Source organism: Nesterenkonia aerolata, assembly GCF_031470965.1.
GTDB classification, from domain to species: domain Bacteria; phylum Actinomycetota; class Actinomycetes; order Actinomycetales; family Micrococcaceae; genus Nesterenkonia; species Nesterenkonia aerolata.
Window position 1 is genome coordinate 70656 of record NZ_JAVKGR010000009.1, and the last position, 18073, is coordinate 88728.

At 67.9% G+C, this 18073-nt stretch carries 19 protein-coding genes; 11 read left to right on the forward strand and 8 right to left on the reverse strand.

Going from position 1 to position 18073, the window contains the following annotated elements; translation table 11 throughout:
* Positions 1–10: 10 nt before the first annotated feature.
* Positions 11–1228 carry a glycosyltransferase family 4 protein gene (locus RIL96_RS08830; RefSeq protein ID WP_310548652.1) on the reverse strand — a complete coding sequence of 406 codons (1218 nt, stop codon included), beginning with the start codon at positions 1226–1228 and terminating at the stop codon, positions 11–13.
* Positions 1229–1397: 169 nt separating this feature from the next.
* Here RIL96_RS08830 and RIL96_RS08835 point away from each other — a divergent pair, with 169 nt between their 5' ends.
* Entirely contained in the window at positions 1398–2156 is a 759-nt protein-coding gene (locus RIL96_RS08835) for a sulfite exporter TauE/SafE family protein (RefSeq protein WP_310548653.1), read from the forward strand.
* A gap of 73 nt (positions 2157–2229) precedes the next feature.
* Positions 2230–3843, forward strand: coding sequence for a cell division protein PerM (locus tag RIL96_RS08840; RefSeq protein WP_310548654.1), 1614 nt, complete (start codon positions 2230–2232; stop codon positions 3841–3843).
* On the opposite strand, the gene RIL96_RS08845 is transcribed toward RIL96_RS08840, so the two are convergent.
* Positions 3827–4723 (reverse strand): DUF4031 domain-containing protein, encoded by an 897-nt coding sequence (locus RIL96_RS08845; protein ID WP_310548655.1) that lies wholly within the window; start codon positions 4721–4723, stop codon positions 3827–3829. The two genes, RIL96_RS08840 and RIL96_RS08845, sit on opposite strands and share 17 nt — an antisense overlap.
* A gap of 10 nt (positions 4724–4733) precedes the next feature.
* Positions 4734–5333 carry a phosphoribosylglycinamide formyltransferase gene (gene purN, locus RIL96_RS08850; RefSeq protein ID WP_310548656.1) on the reverse strand — a complete coding sequence of 200 codons (600 nt, stop codon included), beginning with the start codon at positions 5331–5333 and terminating at the stop codon, positions 4734–4736.
* Between purN and RIL96_RS08855 the strand changes: the two genes are divergently transcribed.
* Both RIL96_RS08855 and RIL96_RS08860 read left to right on the forward strand, forming a co-directional pair.
* Positions 5332–5475, forward strand: coding sequence for a hypothetical protein (locus RIL96_RS08855; RefSeq protein ID WP_310548657.1), 144 nt, complete (start codon positions 5332–5334; stop codon positions 5473–5475). The two genes, purN and RIL96_RS08855, sit on opposite strands and share 2 nt — an antisense overlap.
* Positions 5432–5926, forward strand: coding sequence for a hypothetical protein (locus RIL96_RS08860; RefSeq protein WP_310548658.1), 495 nt, complete (start codon positions 5432–5434; stop codon positions 5924–5926). Before RIL96_RS08855 ends, RIL96_RS08860 begins: the two co-directional genes overlap by 44 nt.
* A gap of 89 nt (positions 5927–6015) precedes the next feature.
* On the opposite strand, the gene RIL96_RS08865 is transcribed toward RIL96_RS08860, so the two are convergent.
* Positions 6016–6957, reverse strand: coding sequence for an MFS transporter (locus tag RIL96_RS08865; protein WP_310548659.1), 942 nt, complete (start codon positions 6955–6957; stop codon positions 6016–6018).
* A gap of 218 nt (positions 6958–7175) precedes the next feature.
* Between RIL96_RS08865 and RIL96_RS08870 the strand changes: the two genes are divergently transcribed.
* The 5 genes from RIL96_RS08870 (at position 7176) to ccsB (ending at position 12434) form a co-directional block, all read left to right on the forward strand.
* Positions 7176–7856: a histidine phosphatase family protein gene (locus RIL96_RS08870; RefSeq protein ID WP_310548660.1), complete on the forward strand. Its 681-nt coding sequence runs from the start codon at positions 7176–7178 to the stop codon at positions 7854–7856.
* A 135-nt stretch (positions 7857–7991) separates the two neighbouring features.
* Entirely contained in the window at positions 7992–8711 is a 720-nt protein-coding gene (locus RIL96_RS08875) for a TlpA family protein disulfide reductase (RefSeq protein ID WP_310548661.1), read from the forward strand.
* Positions 8708–9496: a cytochrome c biogenesis CcdA family protein gene (locus RIL96_RS08880; RefSeq protein ID WP_310548662.1), complete on the forward strand. Its 789-nt coding sequence runs from the start codon at positions 8708–8710 to the stop codon at positions 9494–9496. The genes RIL96_RS08875 and RIL96_RS08880 overlap by 4 nt, the downstream gene beginning before the upstream one ends.
* Positions 9496–11295, forward strand: a complete 1800-nt coding sequence (resB, locus tag RIL96_RS08885) for a cytochrome c biogenesis protein ResB (protein ID WP_310548663.1) — start codon at positions 9496–9498, stop codon at positions 11293–11295. Before RIL96_RS08880 ends, resB begins: the two co-directional genes overlap by 1 nt.
* Positions 11296–11309: 14 nt before the next feature.
* Entirely contained in the window at positions 11310–12434 is a 1125-nt protein-coding gene (gene ccsB, locus RIL96_RS08890; RefSeq protein ID WP_310548664.1) for a c-type cytochrome biogenesis protein CcsB, read from the forward strand.
* Positions 12435–12440: 6 nt separating this feature from the next.
* Here the strand turns inward: ccsB and RIL96_RS08895 are convergent, their stop codons facing one another.
* Entirely contained in the window at positions 12441–12758 is a 318-nt protein-coding gene (locus RIL96_RS08895; protein ID WP_310548665.1) for a DUF4229 domain-containing protein, read from the reverse strand.
* A 116-nt stretch (positions 12759–12874) separates the two neighbouring features.
* Here RIL96_RS08895 and RIL96_RS08900 point away from each other — a divergent pair, with 116 nt between their 5' ends.
* Positions 12875–13483 (forward strand): PLD nuclease N-terminal domain-containing protein, encoded by a 609-nt coding sequence (locus tag RIL96_RS08900; protein ID WP_310548666.1) that lies wholly within the window; start codon positions 12875–12877, stop codon positions 13481–13483.
* Positions 13484–13758: 275 nt separating this feature from the next.
* Positions 13759–14457, forward strand: coding sequence for a hypothetical protein (locus tag RIL96_RS08905; protein ID WP_310548667.1), 699 nt, complete (start codon positions 13759–13761; stop codon positions 14455–14457).
* A 139-nt stretch (positions 14458–14596) separates the two neighbouring features.
* On the opposite strand, the gene RIL96_RS08910 is transcribed toward RIL96_RS08905, so the two are convergent.
* From RIL96_RS08910 to RIL96_RS08920, 3 genes are all read right to left on the reverse strand, one after another.
* Positions 14597–15472 carry a 1,4-dihydroxy-2-naphthoate polyprenyltransferase gene (locus tag RIL96_RS08910; protein WP_310548668.1) on the reverse strand — a complete coding sequence of 292 codons (876 nt, stop codon included), beginning with the start codon at positions 15470–15472 and terminating at the stop codon, positions 14597–14599.
* Between the two features lie 122 nt (positions 15473–15594).
* On the reverse strand, positions 15595–16812 hold the full coding sequence (locus RIL96_RS08915) for an AMP-binding protein (RefSeq protein ID WP_310548669.1): 1218 nt from the start codon (positions 16810–16812) through the stop codon (positions 15595–15597).
* A gap of 455 nt (positions 16813–17267) precedes the next feature.
* A partial coding sequence (locus RIL96_RS08920) for an IS3 family transposase (protein WP_310548670.1) occupies positions 17268–18073 on the reverse strand: 806 nt, incomplete at its 5' end.

An 18073-nucleotide genomic window follows, 5' to 3' on the forward strand; every position in this document is an offset into this window, starting at 1 on the left:
GCTGGGACGTTCAGCCCAGGAGACCGCCGGTGAGTCGGCTCTGCTGCGCCAGGTACGACTTCGCCTGCATCCGCAGCAGCCGCTCGTTCGCCTCGATCGCGCGGGCATAGTGGCCGATGAGCTGGTTGCAGATCGATTCCCAGCTGCGGCCCTGCACTGACTCGTAGGCCTGCTGGGCGAAGCGAGCGCGTGTGTCATCGTCACTGATCAGATGTGCCGCCGCCGCGCGCATCCCGTCGAGATCGCCCGGACTGTAGAGCCACCCGGTGCGGCCGGAATCGACCAGATCCAGCGGGCCACCACGGCCGACGGCGACCACGGGCACCGCCGCGGCCATCGCCTCCTGGATGGTCTGGCAGAAGGTCTCCGCCTCACCTGGGTGGACGAAGAGATCCAGGCTGGCCACATGACGGCCCAGGTCATCGCCCGAGCGGAACCCCGCGAAATGGGCGTGCGGCAGCTTCCGCCGCAGCTGCTCCTCAGCCGGCCCGGTGCCGATGATCACCAGCCGTGAGTGCGGGATGTCAGCCAGCGCGGCGAGGTCCTGGACCTGCTTCTCCGCGGCCAGCCGACCGACGAAGCCGATGAGCCGCTCACCGTGGGGCGCCAGCTCAGCCCGCAGCACCTCATCCCGCCGCGCCGGGGAGAACCGTTCGGCGTCGACGCCGCGCCGCCAGGTCTTCAGCCGTCGGATATCGCGGCGGCGCAGCTGGTCCTTGCAGAACGACGACGGCACCAGGGTCAGTGTGGAGCTGGTGTGCATCCGGTCCACGTGCTGCCACAGCAGCTCCTCAGCCCAGGGCAACCGGTACCGTGCGGCGTAGGTGGGGACTTCGGTCTGGTAGATCGAGACCGTCGGCAGTCCCAGGGAGCGGGAGGCCTGGATGGCCCGCCAGCCCAGCACGAACGGGGAGGCCACGTGGACGATGTCGGGCCGGATCTCCTCGAGGATTCCCCGGATCCGTGCCACAGTGCCCGCGGCGACGCGCACCTTCGGGTAGTCGGGGAACGGCAGGCTGGGCAGGCGCAGCACCGGGAACCCTTCGCAGCGCTCGACGCCGTCGGCGTCATACTCGGCCGCGGTGTCCGCCCCGGAGAACGTGGCCGAGGGGGCGATGATCGTGACTTCGTCCCCGCGTCGGCGCAGATGGGCCAGCACGTGGAGAACGGAGTTCGTCACTCCGTTCATGTGGGGCAGGAACGACTCCGCAACGATGACGACCTTCATGCCCCCACCGTGGGCCCTTCAGGTGCCTGCACCGCGACGGCGCCGTGTCCTGGGGGTGAACCCTCGCGGAAATCTCCGCACGCTCGGTTGTGCTCGTCCGCCCCGATTCTCAGCGCACGGATAAGTACGGCGATGAGGGCACCTGTGCAGAGTGTGCCAAGATGACGGGATGGGTATGGCAGTGGGGATCGGCGTCATCGTGCTGGTGCTCGTCTGCGCCATGATCCAGCGTGTGGTGGGCCTCGGGCTGGGGATGATCATGGCCCCGTTCGCCGTCATCATGCTCGGTGCCCATGAGGGTGTCATGCTGGTGAACTTCTTAGGCGGTGTCACCCCGATGATGATGCTGCCGCGGATCTGGCGTGACATCGAGTGGCGCAAAGTCGCCTGGATCGGCCTGGCCGCCGTGGTGATCATGCCCGCCGCGGCCTGGGTCTCGGTGATCTCGCCCGCCGGGCCGCTCTACGTGGTGGTCGCCGTGCTGGTGCTGATCAGCGTGATCGTCTCGATGGTGCTCAACCGGATCAGCGCCGTGGTCGACGGCGACTCACGAACTGCGCAGGTCATCACCGGCATCGGCGCCGGTGCCGGCACCGTCCTCGGCGGGGTCGGCGGCCCGGCGGTGACGGTCTACGCGGTGCTCTCCCGCTGGCCGATCCTGAAGATGGTCGCCACCTTGCAGCCGTTGTGGAACCTGATCTCCTCCGTCTCCTTCTTCAGCAAATGGGCTATGGACGACGGCCAGATGCCGGATCTGGGCTGGTGGGTCTGGGCGGCGAGCATGGTGGCGATCGTCGCCGGGCTCGCCGTGGGCGAAGCCATCCAGCACCGGGTCAGCGAGCAGGCTATGCGCCGTTTCGTCATCGGTCTGGCCCTGCTGGGTTCGGTGCTCGCGCTGATCACCGGTGTGCGGCAGATGATCGGGTGATCTGCCGGACAGTTCTGCGCGGGCTCGGTCGTGCGGAGCCGGATTCCCAGCTCGGGCTGGCACCATAGAAACGATGACCACCACCGACGACGACGCCGGCACGCCCGCACGGCCTGATCCCCGCGGCGGGGGCTCCTCCCGTCTGGAGAGGGTCCGCCGCCTCACCCGCCTCCCTGCGCCGCCGCTGTGGCTGCTGGGGATCATCGAGGCGGTGCAGGTTGCCCTGATCACTGTGCTGGCGGTGCTGCTGCCGGTGATGGCGATGGCCTTGGCCGACGGGTTCGGCGCCGTGGACGCCGGTTTCGTGGCGACTCTCTCCGCACAGGTGTGGTCGGTGATGCACGGTGCGCCGGTGATCCTCCACGTCATCCTGGACCCGGGTGCGCTGGGGCAGGGGGTCACACTTCCCGACGGCGGCTGGTTCCAGATGCTGCCGATGGGGTTGGCACTGATCCCGGTGCTGATGATGTGGCGCTCTGGTGCTCGGTTGGCCCGCGGTGCCTATTCCGGGCAGCTCTGGCAGGGCCTTATCACCCTGGTGCTGAGCTATGCGGCGTTGGCCGGGGCGATCGGCCTGGTGGCGCGCAGCGAGGCCTTCGAGGTGCACGGGGTGCTGACGCTGCTGTGTGCCCTGCTGCTCGCCGTCATCGGCGCCCTCGGTGGCGCCTATTCGGAGGCGAGGTCCTGGCAGCGGCTCATCGGGGTCGATATCGAGGGGCGGGTGCAGCGGTGGTCGCAGTCGATGCGCTGGGCCGGCGCCTACACCTGGGCGGTCTGCCGTGCCGGGGTGGTCGCCGCCGTCGCCGGGGTGGGGCTCTCCGCGGTGCTGCTGGGGGTGCAGATCAGTGTGCACTGGATGGACATCGCCAATATGTTCCAGCAGCTCGACCCCGGCCTGTGGGGTGTGATCGGCCTGACGCTGCTGCATCTGGCCCTGCTGCCGAACCTGATCCTCTGGACGCTGGCCTACTCCACCGGTGCGGGCTTCGCGATGGGCGCCGGGACGGTGATCTCTCCGGTCGCCGTCGACGTCGGCCCGATGCCGGCGGCACCGATTCTCGGGGCGCTGCCGGGTGCACCCGGGCCGTGGATGATGCTGGTGGTGGCGCTGCCGATCCTCGCCGGAGCAGTGGCCGGCTGGTGGCTGGTGCGTGAGGGCGAGAACCATCTGGATGACTGGTTCTCGCTGCGGATCTCCTGGCGTCCGGTTTCCTTGGCCCTCTCGACGCTGCTGCTGGGCCTGTTCACCGGTGTCGCGGCTGCTGCGGTGATGCTGGTGCCGTTGGCGTTGTCGCATGTCTCCCTCGGCGTGGGCCGGATGACGGACCTGGGGCCGCATGCGCTGTTGGCGGCGGCCTTGTTCGGCGCCTGGGTGGCTGTGGGCACCATGTTCGGGTACCTGGTGACTCCGGCGGCGCATGAGGTCCGCCGTGAGCGCAGGGCCCGGAAGGTCAGCGCGCCAGCACAGCCCGAGCCTGTGCCGAAACCGGAGGAGACTGCCGGGCCAGATGTGACTGCCGGGCCAGAGGAGATTCCCGGGCCGGAAGAAGATTCCGAGACGCTCAGCGCAGAACGGCCGCTGCCAGAGCCGACGGAAGCGTCGGTGCCCCGCCCGCGGGCGAAATCAGCGCGCACGGCGGCCCCGGCCTCGATCGACGAGGTGTTCGGGTCTACTCCTGACCGGTGAGCCGGCGAATCTCCGCGGTGAGGTTCTGACGGGCCTGCGCCTCCCACAGCTCGCGGCCTGTGGCTGTGTGATACAGCTGCGGATGCTCCAGCAGCCTGCGCAGCACTGCGGCGCGCCCTGCGGCGAACTGCGCCGAGGGCACGTGGGCGTAGTCGCTCCGCACCTGCTCGGCATAGCGCCGGTAGGCGAAGTCCTGGCGTCCGAGGACCTCCAGATCCGCATCGGTGAGCACGGTGCCGGTGATGTCCGCCTCCTCCGGGGCATGGTGGGCCGTCAGCCGCACCAGGCGCCCGACGTCGCGCACCTCCTCCTCGGCGATGAGTCCGTCGAGCTGCTCCTCAGCCAGACGCGCTGAGGCCTCCTCGTCCTCCCCGGCGGCCCCGTCATAGACGGCATCGTGGTACCAGGCCGCCAGCAGGGTGCGCCGCCGCAGCGGGACCGGCAGCTCCCCGGCCCGTTCGAGCACTCCGATCGTACGCAGCACAGCCGCCAGATGGGTGGGGGAGTGATAGCTGCGATGCGGCTCGGACCACCGTTCCAGCAGGCCGTCCCCCAGCCCGGGGGCTTCAGGCATGAGGCGGTGCCAGGCGCGGGAGAGGTTCCGGCGGACACGTTCGGTGCGTTCGATCCCGCGTACCCGCAGCCCGCATCCGGTGAGGATCCGGGCCAGGTCACGTCCGCTCACCGGCACGGCCCCGCCGGTGACGAGGCTGTCATACCGGTGGGCCGGGACGTCGTAATGGTCACGGTCGAAGGCGCGCTCGCTGAGCCCGCATCCGGCGGCGAACCGGTGCAGCTCTTCGAGGGAGGCGTCCGAGATGACATGGGAGAACAGGGTGCCGTGCGCGGGCCAGGCCGGCGGGTCGATGTAGATCGTCATCGAGACCTGATCAGCGGTGCCCTGTGCTCGAGGCGGCGGGAAGCTGAAGCCGCCCCTCGGCCAGCCCGGTCAGCCCGTCGACAAGCAGCTGCCGCTCCTGGACCTTGATCCGTTCGTGCAGGGTGGTCTCGTCATCGCCGTCGTGGACCCGCACGGGCACCTGCTCGATGATCGGGCCGGTGTCGACGCCGGCATCGACGAGGTGCAGCGTGGCCCCAGTGACCCGCACGCCGTGGACCAGCGCATCACGGACCGCGTGGGCGCCGGGGAAGCTGGGCAGCAGGGCGGGGTGGGTGTTGATGACCGGGACGCCGACGGAGTCCAGAAACTCAGAGCCCAGAATCTTCATGAACCCGCTGGAGACCACCAGATCGGGGGCGGCGTCGCGCACCGCGGCGCAGAGGTCACGGTTCCAGGCTGCACGGTCGGCTCCGCGTGCCAAGGGCACAGCGAAGGTGGGGATGCCGGCCTGCTCGGCGCGTGCCAGTCCGCCGCATCCGGGGACGTCAGAGCCGATGGCGGCGATGCTGAACGGACTGCCGCACCGGGCGGCGTCGATGACGGCTTGGAGGTTCGTCCCCGAACCGGAGACCAGGAGCACCAGACGCATGACCACCAGCTTACTGGGGTGGCCTGCTGGGGCGGCTTCTCATGTGGCCTGCTGGGACGGCTTCGGACGGCTTACCGGCCCGCGTAGGCTGGTGGCCTATGAGCGTGACTCCACCCAGCGGGCCGACGTCGGCCCGGCATGATGCCGCACAGCGGTCTGAGCGCCCCGGCACCGCCCGCAGGTCCGGCCGACGATCACGGCGTACGCAGGATCTCGAGCCGGAGGAGTTCCGGAGCGGTTCACGCAGCATCGGGTGGCTGCTCTTGGCGATCATCGTCAGCTATACGGGCCTGCAGCTGCCGCTGCCTTGGAGGCTGCTGGCGCTCATCGCCGGGTTGGCGGGCCTGGTGGCCGGGGTCGTGTTCCTCGTGCAGTGCTTCCGCCGCCGGCTGCCCGCCCTGATGCACATCAGTGCGATCGCCGCAGTGCTCTGCTGCGGGATGTTCACCATGACAGCGACCGTTCAGACAGTCTTCTGGCAGGCGACGGCGGCCTTCGACGACTGCGTGGACTCGGCGCTGACGGAGCGTTCCGAGCGGCAGTGCTACACCGAGCTGGAAGACGATATGACCGGGCTCTTCCCCGGGATGTGAGCCGAGCATCGGATCTGTGCTTGACCCTGTGGTGGCTGTCCCGGTGCCAGCTGCCGGTGTCTGTCCCCAGTGCTCGAGCTCGCGACGCCTCAGCTCTGCGGCGGCTGGCCGTACTGGCCGGGCTGCTGATTTGGCTGCTGGCCGTAGCGCTGACCGTACTGCGGCGGTTGCCCCGGCTGGCCATACTGGCCCGGCTGCGACTGTCCCGGCCGCTGCTGAGCCGGCTGGCCGGGCTGAGCTGAGGGCCCCGGTCCGCCCGGCATGCCCGGGCCGTTCGGCCCGCCGAAGCCCGGCCCTGCCGGTGCCGTCGACGCCGCCTTCTTCTGCTGGATGAACTGACTGCTGGCCGGCAGCCACAGCAGCACCAGCGCGGCCAGGCTGGGCAGGGAGACCAGCAGGACGTTGATGACGCCGAAGAAGAGGACCAGCACGGAGACCAGGCCCAGGAACACGGTGTCGAGGATGCGCCATACGGAGCCGCCCTTGGTGCCCATCAGTCCCAGCAGGACGTAGAGGAGAGCGACCACGATCGCGCCGACGATCATCAGCACTGAGACGATGGTCATCACGGTGTCGTAGTCGCTCGGAGCGATGTTGTCGAGCTCGGCGAGTTCCTCAGCCGAGACCAGCTGGGTGATGTCCGCATTGGCGACCACAATCCCGGAGATGATCCCGAAGACCAGCACCAGGCCGGCGACCACCAGCTGGATGATGCGGCTGATGAGCAGGGTCACCGGACGGCGCCGGCCCGCCCCTGAGCTGCGGCCCGGATCACCGGCGCCGGGAGCATAAGGCCCCGGGCCGCCGGGCTGACCGGAGGGGGGACCGTACGACGGCTGACTGTACTGCGGCTGACTGTACTGCGGGTGCGCGTAGGGTTGGCTGCTCGGTTGGCTGCTCGGCTGGTTGACCGGTGGGTGATACGGCTGGCCAGAGGGCTGCCCGTAGGAGTATCGCTCCTGCTCAGCTGGATTCTGCCCCGGGGAGTTCGGCTGCTCGCTCGGTCCGCGGCCCTCGTCCGGTGTCGTCATCTCCCACATTCCTTTTCACATCGCACAGTTCACATCACAGAGTCCACATCGCACAGTCTGCATCCCACAGTCCAGGTCGCGCAGCTCATCGCGCACGTCCGGGCTGGCGGGCCTGAGGTCTTGGGCCGTCTATCGGTTCCCCCGTCACAGTATCCCCCCGCGCAGGCGCTGTGTCACCATCTCCACAGCACGGCGTCACCGTCTGAGAGACTGAGGCCATGTCCACTGCATCCGGCGCCGGAACCTCCACCGTCCACTTCGTCCGCCACGGCGAGGTCCACAACCCCAACCGTGTCCTCTACGGACGTCTGCCGGGCTTCGGGCTCTCTGAGCTGGGGCACCGCATGGCCCAGGGTATCGCCGAGCACTTCGCGCTGCGCGCCGAGGCCGGACGTCCGGTGCACCACCTCGTCTCCTCGCCCTTGCAGCGCGCCCAGGAGACCATCGCCCCGCTGGCCGAGCGTCTGGAGCTGCCGGTGAGCATCGAACCCCGGGTGATCGAAGCGGAGAACCGCTTCGAAGGCATGTCCGATATCCGCTCCCATCTGCGTGATCCGCGGATCTGGCCGTGGCTGCGCAACCCGCTGCGCCCCTCCTGGGGAGAACCCTATGCGGCGCAGGCCAGCCGGATGCTCGCCGCCGCCAAGGACCTCTCCGACAACGCCGTCGCAGAGCACGGAGACGGCGCCGAAGTCGTCGTCGTCTCCCACCAGCTGCCGATCTGGGTGACCCGGCTCTGGGCCGAGGAGCGCCCGCTGGCCCATGATCCGCGCCGTCGCGAATGCTCCCTGACCTCCATCACCTCTCTGCACATCGGCCCCGACGGCGTCGAAGCGCTCAGCTACGAGGAGCCCAACCAGGAGCTTCTCCGGGACGCCGTCGCCCTGCCCGGCGCCTGAGAAGCTGAGAGCCCCAGGCCCTCCGGGGCGGGTTCGGGATTCATCCAGGCCCCGCTCACTACTACGGACTGTAGAATCGACGGATGGATTCCGGCCGTATGCCGGTGCCGTCCCCGACCCAGGATCCACCTCACTATGACCTCTGCTCAGGCTCCGTCCGCCGCCCGAGGACGGCGGCGCACCATGATCGGCGTCGCCGGGCTGCTGGCCGGTGCCCTCGCACTGAGCGCCTGCGGCTCCGAGGAGAACGATCAGCTCGCCGAACGGGCCTCCAACGACGGCACCAACTACGTCGCCGGAGACGGCTCGGTCCAGGAGTACACCGAGGAGGACCGCGGCGAGCCGGTGGAGTTCAGTTCCACACTCTTCGACGGCAGCACCGTCGATCCCTCCAGCTGGGAGGGTGAGGTCACCGTCATCAACTTCTGGTACGCCTCGTGCGCTCCCTGCCGGGTGGAAGCCCCTGACCTCGCGGAGATCCACCAGGAGTACCAGGACGAGGGCGTGCAGTTCTACGGGGTCAACACCCGGGACACCCAGGCCACGGCGGAGGCCTTCGAACGGCGCTTCGGCATCGACTACCCCTCCATGGAGGACCGCGACGGCGAGGTCATGCTCGCCATGACGGACTACGTCCCGCCCTCGGCGGTGCCCACCACCCTGGTGCTGGACCAGCAGGGGCGCGTCTCCGCGCGCATCCTCGGCGTCGCTGAGCCCGGAACGCTGCGCACGCTCATCGACACCGCCCTGGAGGACGAGGCCACGGAGTCCCAGGCCGGCGGTCATGCAGGGGGTCAGGCAGAGAGTCCGGCCGCGAGTCATGCAGTGAGCCAGGCTGAGGGCCAGCACGGATGACCCTTGAGGCCGGGCTCACCGTTGCGGCGGTGACGAACAACCGTTTCGCCGAGATCGTCTTCGACGGCTCGCTGCTGCTCTCGGCACCCGTCGCCCTGCTCGCCGGGCTCGTCTCCTTCCTCTCGCCCTGTGTGCTGCCCCTGGTGCCCGGCTACCTCGGCTACGTCACCGGACTCTCCGGTGTGGACCTCGCACAGCGGCGGCGCTCGCGGATGGTCATCGGGGCGGCGCTGTTCGTACTGGGGTTCTCCGTGATCTTCGTCGCCATCGGCGTGCTCTTCAGCCAGGCCACGCTCTGGCTGCGGGTGGAAGGTCAGTGGCTGACCCAGGGGCTCGGGGCCGTCGTAGTGCTGATGGGCCTGATCTTCATGGGGGCTTTCGGCTTCTTCCAGCGTGAGCGACGGATCGAGGTGCGCCCGCCAGACGGGCTGCTGGGCGCCCCGCTGCTGGGGGCGACCTTCGGCATCGGCTGGGCCCCCTGCATCGGCCCCACGCTGGCTGCAGTGCTGGCCATCTCCACACCCGCCGGAGGTGATCCCGGGCGCGGGGCGCTGCTGATGTTCATCTACTGCCTGGGCTTAGGCATCCCCTTCATCCTGATCAGTCTCGGGCTGACGCGCGGGATGCAGGCGATGGGCTTCTTCCGGCGTCACCGGGTGGCGGTGATGCGCCTCGGCGGCGGAGTGCTCATCGTTGTGGGTGTGCTGATGCTCAGCGGGCTGTGGAATACCTGGGTCTATGCCCTGCAGGACTGGTTCGCCAACGAGGTGAGGATGCCGATCTGATGAAAGAACCGTCCGCACACCGCGACAATGCGCGCGAGGACGCGCTCAAGCGCGCCACCGGCGACGCCTCTGACCCCGCGCCGTCCAGCACCACAGCGTCTGGTGCCACGCCGGGTACCGCGCCGGATGCGAAGAAGGAGGCGACGCTGCCCCAGCTGGGCTTCCTCGGCATGCTGCGCTGGGCCTGGACCCAGCTGACCTCCATGCGCACGGCGCTGTTCCTGCTGCTGCTGCTGGCGGTGGCAGCCGTCCCCGGGTCGATCTTCCCGCAGCGGGTGCAGGATGCCTTCGCGGTGGAGACCTGGATCGAGGACAACCCCACGGCCGGGCCGATCCTGGACTTCTTCCAGCTCTTCGACGTCTACTCCTCAGTCTGGTTCTCCGCGATCTACCTGCTGCTGTTCATCTCGCTGATCGGCTGCATCATTCCGCGGGCACGCAAGCATTGGCAGCAGATGCGCAGCGCGCCGCCGCGTACGCCGCGCCGTCTGGAACGACTGCCCGAATACGGGGCGCTGGAGCTCGAAGCCGACGGCCCCGATGCTGAACGCGCGTTGCAGGACGCCGCGGGGGTGCTGCGGCGGCGTCGGTATCGGGTCGATGTGCGCCCGGCCGGCACCGATGCCCGCGGCCAGGAGGTCCCAGCCTCGGTCGGGGCCGAGCGGGGATACCTGAAGGAGACCGGGAACCTGGTCTTCCACATCGCGCTGGTCGGTGTGCTGATCTGCGTGGCCTTAGGCTCAGTCTTCAGCTACCGCGGGCAGAAGGTGCTGATGGAGGATGAGGGCTTCGTCAACGCGCTCGTCGCCTATGACAACTTCTACCCGGGCACCTATTTCGATGAGGAACAGCTGCACCCCTTCTCCGTCCAGCTCGACGGGTTCGAGCGGGTCTTCGACCGTGAGTCCGCCACGCACTTCGGCCAGGCCCTGGACTTCACCGCTGATGTCACCGTCCGTGACGGTGCCGACGGCGAACCGCAGCAGCAGCAGCTGAAGGTCAACGAGCCGCTGACCATCGGCGGGACCCGGCTGTTCCTCGTCGGCAACGGCTACGCCCCGGAAGTCACCGTGCGCGACGGCGACGGCGAGGTCGCCTTCTCCGGGCCGGTGGTGACCCGGCCCGATGATCAGGTCTACACCTCGATGATGGTGCTGAAGGTCCCCGATGCCCAGCCCGAGCAGCTCGGCTTCGTCGGGCTGCTGCTGCCCACCGCCCACGACGGCGACACCGGCGCGGCGATGTCAGTGGACCCGGAGCTGGGGAACCCGGAGCTGCAGCTGAACTCCTACTACGGCGATCTCGGCCTGGATGAGGGGGTCCCGCAGAACGTCTACGTGCTGGACACCGATTCGCTCACCACGCTGAACTCCCGTGAGCTGGAGGTCGGCGGCATCGAGCTCTCACCGGGGGAGACCTATGACCTGCCCGAGGACATGGGTTCCATCACCTATGAGGACACGGTGGACTACATCGCCATGGACATCCACTACAACCCGGCCCAGCTCTATGTGCTCGGTTTCGCGCTGCTGGCGCTGACCGGGCTGATCTTCTCCCTGTTCATCCGGCGGCGCCGTGCATGGGTCACCGTGACAACTACCGAGCAGGGGCGCACACTGGTGTCCTATGGACTGCTCTCCCGCGGTGAGGACTTCCGCCTGCGGGACGAGAACATCGCCCTGCGCCGCCAGCTGGAGAAGATCTGGCCGGTGCGCGCGCCCGAGGAGCCCGAGACCGGCTCAGCCCAGGCGCCGACCGCCGACGCTCAGAACGACGACCCGACCACCCGCGAGGACTGACGAGGTACCCCAGGATGTCACCGATCGACCAGGAGCTCGCTGAGTACAGCGATCTGTTCATGTGGATCGCCGCGATCCTCTACACTGTGGCGTTCATCGCCTTTTCCGTGGATATGGCGCGCAGCTCGGCCACCATCCGCCGTCTCGAGGCCGAGCTGACCGAGGAGCATAGTCGGCATCGCGCCTTGCTGCGGGCACAGCGGGTGCCCGCCCACGCCGGTGTGGCCGGCGGTGAGGTACAGGTCGGGTCCGATGAGCTGGGAGGCGCCGGGGATGTCTCCGGTGGGGCGTCCGACGTCGTGGCCGGAGGGTCTGTGCAGGCCGAGGACCTCGTCGACGAGGACATGGACTACATCGGGCTGAAACGGCCGATCGCCAACGTCGCGGTGGCACTGACCGTACTGGCGGTGCTCGGCCACTGGTTCGCCGTCGTCGCCCGGGGGATCGCCTCCCACCGGGTGCCGGTGGCCAATATGTACGAATTCCTCACCACCGGCGCCGCGATCGTGGCGACCGTCTTCCTGCTGGTGCTGCTGCGCAAGGACGTGCGGTTCCTGGGGACCTTCGCCATCGGCCTGGTGGTGGTGATGATGACCGCCGCGCAGATCGGGTTCCCCACGCCGGTGGCGCATGTCCAGCCGGCCCTGCAGTCCTATTGGATCGCCATCCACGTCACCCTGGCTGTGCTGGCCATCAGCCTGTTCACCCTGACGTTCGCGATGAACGTGCTGCAGCTGATCCAGAGCCGCCGTGAGGACGCCCTCGACGCCGGGCGGAGCACGCTGCTCTCCCGGGCGGCGTTCATGCGCCTGGTGCCCTCGGCGATGTCACTGGAGAACTGGGCCTACCGGATGAACGCGGTGGCCTTCGTGCTGTGGATGCTCGGACCGCTGATCACCGGCGCCATCTGGGCCGAAGAGGCCTGGGGCCGGTACTGGGGCTGGGACGTCAAAGAGGTGTGGACCTTCGTGATCTGGGTGGTCTACGCCGGGTACCTGCATGCCCGCGCCACCCGGGGATGGTCCGGCAACCGGGCCGCGTGGCTTTCGATCATCGGCTACGGCTGCATCATCTTCAACTACGCCGTGGTCAACGTCTACTTCCCGGGCCTGCACTCCTACGCCGGTCTGCCGGAGTGAGGCGCGTCAGCGAGAGCTGAGAGGCGGAGGGGACGGCGGTGAGTCCTCGGAGCCGGGCCGGTGATACTCCTCGGCCAAGGCGTCCTCCGCCTCATTGTCCGAGGCCTCGGAGGCTGATGTGCGTCGAGAGTTCGAGTCGACCTTTCGGGCCAGCTGGGAGCCTGCCTCGAGCCGCAGGCGGTTGAAGAACAGGTACCCGACCGCCCATGAGCCGATGAGCCCGACGATCAGGCCCATGATCATTCCCAGTCCCATGAGCAGACAGGCGGCGAAGAGCAGGAAGAACGTCGCGAGGCGGATCAGGGAATACTTCAGCACGGCCATCCCTCGATTGTAGGCCGTTCGGCGCCGCCGACATCATTCTGCGACAGCAGGCCGTTGACCTGGGGTGATGTGACAGTGGACAGCTCCACCCCGGGATTTCTACTACCCTGGAGTTCATGAGGATCATCATTCCGCTGGGCATCGTGGCGCTGGGTCTCATGATCTACAGCGCCGTCGAGTGTCTGCAGACTCCGCGGCAGCGTGTGCGTGTGCTGGGCAAGTGGACCTGGCTCGCGGTGATCCTGCTGGTGCCGCTGATCGGTGCGGGACTGTGGCTTGCCTTCGGCCGTGCCCGGAAGGACTCTGCCCAGGCACAGCAACGGCGCCCGGCCGCCCCCGATGATGACCCCAACTTCCTGCGTGGTCTGGAGATCCAGCGCCGTCAGCGCCAGCGGCAGCAGGAGCAGCGGCGGCAGGACTCGCAGGGTCATGGCGGCGCGGCGGCCTCCGCGGATCAGCGCGGCTCCGGGCAGCCCCGCGATGAGGGCGGGGACCAGCCTGAGGCTGAGCACGCAGGAGAGGTGAGTGACTCGGGAGAGAGCGCAGAGGCACCTGAGGAGCTGGACCCGAACGACCCCCGCCTCGACGGGCTGGACGGAAACACGGCGGATGGAAGTACAACAGGCGTGGATACGGGTGAAGGGGACACGCTGGACCGGGGCACACTGGACGGGGATTCTCGCCCGGACGACCCTGACAGCGACGACGGCCCCAGCCCCCGCTGATCTCCGGTCCCCGCTGATCTCAGGCCCCCGCTGACCCGCGTTCATCCTGGGCGCCGGTGACTCCGGCTCCCGGCGCCGCTGTCTGGTCTCATGACCGGCGGACGTCGTCGAAGTGTCGTAGAGTGGTCTCAGTCACTGACGTCGCTCTCCGACCAGCATCTGCCCGCACGGTACTCACCTCCCTCGCCTGACTCAGGGCACATCACCCGCTTCCGGTACAGCGGCCCCGCAGAGGGTCCGCAGCGTTGTGCCGCCCTGATCTTTCGAGGACTCCTGTGAAGAAACTCCTGCGTACCTGCGTCATCGTCGCGGCCTCCCTCGGGCTCGTCATCACCGGCGCTCCCGGGGCCGCTGCGGCGAGCACCTCCTTCGACGTCACACGGCTCAGCGCGACGAACATCGTGGTCAAGGACGGCAATTGCCAGCGCACCACGGTGACGATGGCCCACACCAAGCGCGGCATCGGTTCGTGGGACGTCGACACCGATATCCGCCGCGCCGGCTCATGGAAGGCCTCGGCCTATTTCTACTCCAACGGCAATACCCGGACGAATCGTGTGATGATCTGCCCCTCGCTGGACGGGCTCGGTCGCTACCGGATGGGTCCCTCAGATATCTACGCCTCCGCGAGGAACTGGCGCGATCGCGACGTCGTGCGCACCGATAAGACCTCCGGGAGCTTCTACGTCCGGGCACACGCGAAGGGCGCGGTGAGTTCGAGCCGCAACGGTCAGCGAGTCACCCTGAACATCTCCGCCCAGCGGTACTCGCTGAACCATGGTCGGTACCGCAACTACAGTCCGCAGGCGACTGTGCAGGTCAGGACGAACTCGGGATGGCGGACGGTGAGCACCGTGAACCTGGCCTCCGGGCGCACGAATGTGGTCCTCAACCAGCGGAACGCGCGGACCTACCGCGTGGTGGTGCCGGCGACGAACACCACGACGGGGTTCACCCGCACCGTCACCCGCTGAATACCTCCCCGTCCCGCCCGCCGCCTTCCCCGTCCTCGCCTCGCCGCCCCTCCCCGTTGACTCTGTTTTTCGTGCCCTTTTCAGGCCGTTTTCGCGCTCAGAAGGGCACGAAAAACAGAGTCAACCGATGGGGGTGGGGTTAAGCGAGCAGCAGCGCCAGCGAATAGGTGCCGGCGAAGATCAGCGAGAGGATCCCGGTCAGCTGCAGCACCCGGATCAGCGCGGGGCCGGAGTGGTGCGATGAGAGCATGATGCGGCTGGGTCCGAGGCAGAACAGCACTGAGGCCAGCGGCAGCAGGAACCACAGGCTGATGTGCAGCATCAGCAGCGGCAGCGCGACGGCGGCGGCGATCATCGCGACGTAGCTCCATCGGGCCTGGTGCTCTCCGAGGCGCACCGCCAGTGTCAGCTTGCCGGCGGTGCGGTCGGTGGGGATGTCGCGGACGTTATTGGCCATCAGCAGCGCCGAGGCGATGAGCCCGTGGCTGATCGCTCCGAGCCAAGCTCCCTGGGAGAGCTGATCGGCCATCGCGTACGTGGTGCCGAGGGTGGCCACCAGCCCGAAGAAGAGGAACACCATGACCTCGCCGAGGCCCATGTAGCCATAGGGCTTGGACCCGCCGGTGTACCACCAGGCGGCCAGCACGGAGACAGCTCCCACGGCGAGCATCCACCAGTGCCCCGAGAGCACGACGATGAGCACCCCGGCGAGGCCGGCGATCGCGAAGCACAGGAACGCCGCATGCTTGACCTGCTCGGCGGCTGCGGCGCCGGAACCGGTCAGGCGCAGCGGGCCGACGCGGTCGTCGTCGGTGCCGCGGACGCCGTCGGAGTAGTCATTGGCGTAGTTCACCCCGATCTGCAGCATCAGTGCGACCAGCGCGGCCAGCAGGGCGATGCCCGGGTGGAACGTGCCCAGGGCTGTCGCCGCCGAGGACCCGATGACCACCGGTGCCACGGCCATGGGAAGGGTGCGGGGCCGCGAGCCGGCGATCCATTCCTGAGTGCTGGCCACTGTGATCCTCTCCTGTGTCCGGGTCTCTTGTCCGGACCCCTCGCCCGAACACTGGCTTCTATCCTGCGTTGACTGTGGGATTTCGGCGGTACGTGGCGGCGTGTCGAGGAGGACATGCCGCTTCAGGTTCCCGTTGACGGAGGCGGAGCCTCGGCGAAGAGCTGCAGGAGACGACGGCGGTCGGGCTTTCCTGTGCTCAGCATGGGTAGGGCGGCCAGCACGTGGACCTGACGGGGGACGGCGGCAGTTCCTAGTTCAGCACGCAGCCGAGCTGTGGTCTGTTCCGGCAGATCATCACCGGAACGCATCACGACGGCGGCGCAGACCCGCTGACCCCATGTGGCATCCGGCGCTGGGCCGACGAATGCCTCACGGACCGCTTCATCAGCCAGCAGCCCCAGCCGCACAGCCTCTGCCGAGACCTTCACCCCACCGGTGACGATGACGTCATCGGCGCGCCCCGTCACGCGCAGCACCGGGCTGTCTGCCGCCTCCTGGATCAGGATGCCGAGGTCATCGGTGCGGAAACGCCGCTCACCGCGCTCATCGTGATCGAACCGCGCGGCGGTGAGATCCTGCTCCGCGTACCCCAGGGCGATCATCGGCCCGGACAGGCTGATGGGAGTGGACGCGTGATCACCGTGGGCGTTGCCGTCATGGTCGTGGGTGATCCCGGTGGTGATCGAGACACCGGGCAGTGGGCGGCCGTCGTAGACGCATCCTCCGCAGGTCTCCGACATCCCATAGGTGCGGATGACATGCAGCCCCAGGTTCGCGGCACGATCCAGGAGCTCGGGGGAGGAGGCCCCGCCGCCGAGGAGGATGGCATCGAACCGCCGCAGGGCGGCCAGGGTGTGGGCATCGGCAGTCTCCAGAAGCCGGCTGAGCTGGGTGGGGACTAAGGAGACATAACGCCGAGCTGCGGTCATCGCCTCGGCCGCGGCGGCGAAACGACGGGGGTCAGTGGTGCCCTCCAGCAGCGGGACCGGTGTGGTGCTTGCGATCAGGCTGCGGGTGAGCACTGCCAGCCCGGCGACGTAGCTGGGTTGCAGCGTCAGCAGCCATTGACCGTGGCCGTTGAGGCGTTCTGCGGTGGCCTGCGCCGAGGCGGCCAGTGCTTCAGCGGAGAGCAGGGTCTGTTTCGGGGTGCCGGTGGAGCCGGAGGTGCGCACGACGGCGGCGATGCGCTCGCCGTGCTGCTCTTCAAGGGCGGTGGCGGAAGCCGGAAGGTCCTCACGCAGCACCCAGCGCGGAGCCTGCCCAGCCTCGGCCGGTGTGAACTCGATCGGCGATGTCTTTCCCTGCCTCGCGGAGTCCAGGGCGCCTATGAGCTGCTCCACGGTGTCCTCCTCACACACTCTCCACCCCGCCTCCTCCGCCCCCGTCGTTGACTCTGGAGTTGGTGCCCTTTTGGAAGCGATTTCGGCCTCATAAGGGCACCAACTCCAGAGTCAACGGGGAGAACGAGGGGAGGGGCGGGAGGGGTGGTGGGTCTCGGGTCGGTCAGAAGGCGGTCAGAAGTCAGTGAGAAGGTGGTCAGAAGTAGTAGGGGAACTGCTGGATCAGGATTATGCTGTGTTGGCATGGTTTGTGAGTCATGATTCTGCTTTCTGACAGGTAATTATGCGTTCTGAGCATGTTTGTTTCGTTGGGTGGAGCTGATCTCTTTCGAGTCTTTTGTGCCCAGTGTGTGCCCAGTAGACTCCTCAGCCAGAGACAGTCTAGCCAGTCCTGAGGCCGCCTCGCGGGTCTTGTCCTCGGCGGGGCTGATGCAGGAACAGGTGACAGTTCATTCCTAGGCCGCCAGGATGACGGCCTGCTCCAATAGGTGCGCTTCAAACTGTACCGGGGTCATCCGCCCCAGCTCCTGTTGCTTCCTCCTTCGGTGATAGGTCTTCTCGATCCAGGTGACGATCTTCATCCGCAGCTGCTGGCGGGTTGCCCAGACCTCACGGTCGAGCACGTTGTTCTGCAGCAGCGAGTAGAACGACTCCATCGCCGCGTTGTCCCCGGCAGCACCAACCCGGCCCATGGAGCCGATCAGCCCGTGCTGCTCCAGCACTCGAGTGACCTTCTTCGCTCGAAATTGCGACCCACGGTCCGAGTGAAGAATGCATCCAGCCACATTGGCAGCCCCACGGCAGGCGACCGCGTTGTTGATCGCCCGCACCGCCAACGAAGACTTCATCCGCGAGTCGATCGCATAGCCGACGATCCTGCGTGAGCAGACGTCCTTGATCGCGCACAGATACAGCTTGCCCTCAGCGGTGTGGTGCTCGGTGATATCGGTCAGCCAGACCTGGTTCGGGGCATCCGCATGGAAGTTCCGCTGAACCCGGTCGTCATGGACTGGCGGGCCCGGGCGGGTTCCTTTGCCCCTGCGCTTGCGGCTGATCACCGAAGCCACCCCCTGAGCGTTGCACAGCCGCCAGGCAGTCCGGGTGGCCATCCGGTAGCCGGCTTCCTCGGCCTCATCGGCGAGGTATCGATACCCGAACTCAGGATCTTCGGCATGGGCGTCGATCAGCGCGTTGAGCCGGTGGGCTTCCTGCCATTCGGCCTCAGTGATGGGGTTGGCCAGCCACCGGTAGTAGGGCTGGC

Coding starts and splice junctions, on each gene's coding strand:
- RIL96_RS08830 (WP_310548652.1), bottom strand. CDS start 1,228: ATGAAGGTCGTCATCGTTGCGGAGTCGTTCCTGCCCCACATGAACGGA.
- RIL96_RS08835 (WP_310548653.1), top strand. CDS start 1,398: ATGGGTATGGCAGTGGGGATCGGCGTCATCGTGCTGGTGCTCGTCTGC.
- RIL96_RS08840 (WP_310548654.1), top strand. CDS start 2,230: ATGACCACCACCGACGACGACGCCGGCACGCCCGCACGGCCTGATCCC.
- RIL96_RS08845 (WP_310548655.1), bottom strand. CDS start 4,723: ATGACGATCTACATCGACCCGCCGGCCTGGCCCGCGCACGGCACCCTG.
- RIL96_RS08855 (WP_310548657.1), top strand. CDS start 5,332: ATGACCACCAGCTTACTGGGGTGGCCTGCTGGGGCGGCTTCTCATGTG.
- purN (WP_310548656.1), bottom strand. CDS start 5,333: ATGCGTCTGGTGCTCCTGGTCTCCGGTTCGGGGACGAACCTCCAAGCC.
- RIL96_RS08860 (WP_310548658.1), top strand. CDS start 5,432: ATGAGCGTGACTCCACCCAGCGGGCCGACGTCGGCCCGGCATGATGCC.
- RIL96_RS08865 (WP_310548659.1), bottom strand. CDS start 6,957: ATGACGACACCGGACGAGGGCCGCGGACCGAGCGAGCAGCCGAACTCC.
- RIL96_RS08870 (WP_310548660.1), top strand. CDS start 7,176: ATGTCCACTGCATCCGGCGCCGGAACCTCCACCGTCCACTTCGTCCGC.
- RIL96_RS08875 (WP_310548661.1), top strand. CDS start 7,992: ATGACCTCTGCTCAGGCTCCGTCCGCCGCCCGAGGACGGCGGCGCACC.
- RIL96_RS08880 (WP_310548662.1), top strand. CDS start 8,708: ATGACCCTTGAGGCCGGGCTCACCGTTGCGGCGGTGACGAACAACCGT.
- resB (WP_310548663.1), top strand. CDS start 9,496: ATGAAAGAACCGTCCGCACACCGCGACAATGCGCGCGAGGACGCGCTC.
- ccsB (WP_310548664.1), top strand. CDS start 11,310: ATGTCACCGATCGACCAGGAGCTCGCTGAGTACAGCGATCTGTTCATG.
- RIL96_RS08895 (WP_310548665.1), bottom strand. CDS start 12,758: ATGGCCGTGCTGAAGTATTCCCTGATCCGCCTCGCGACGTTCTTCCTG.
- RIL96_RS08900 (WP_310548666.1), top strand. CDS start 12,875: ATGAGGATCATCATTCCGCTGGGCATCGTGGCGCTGGGTCTCATGATC.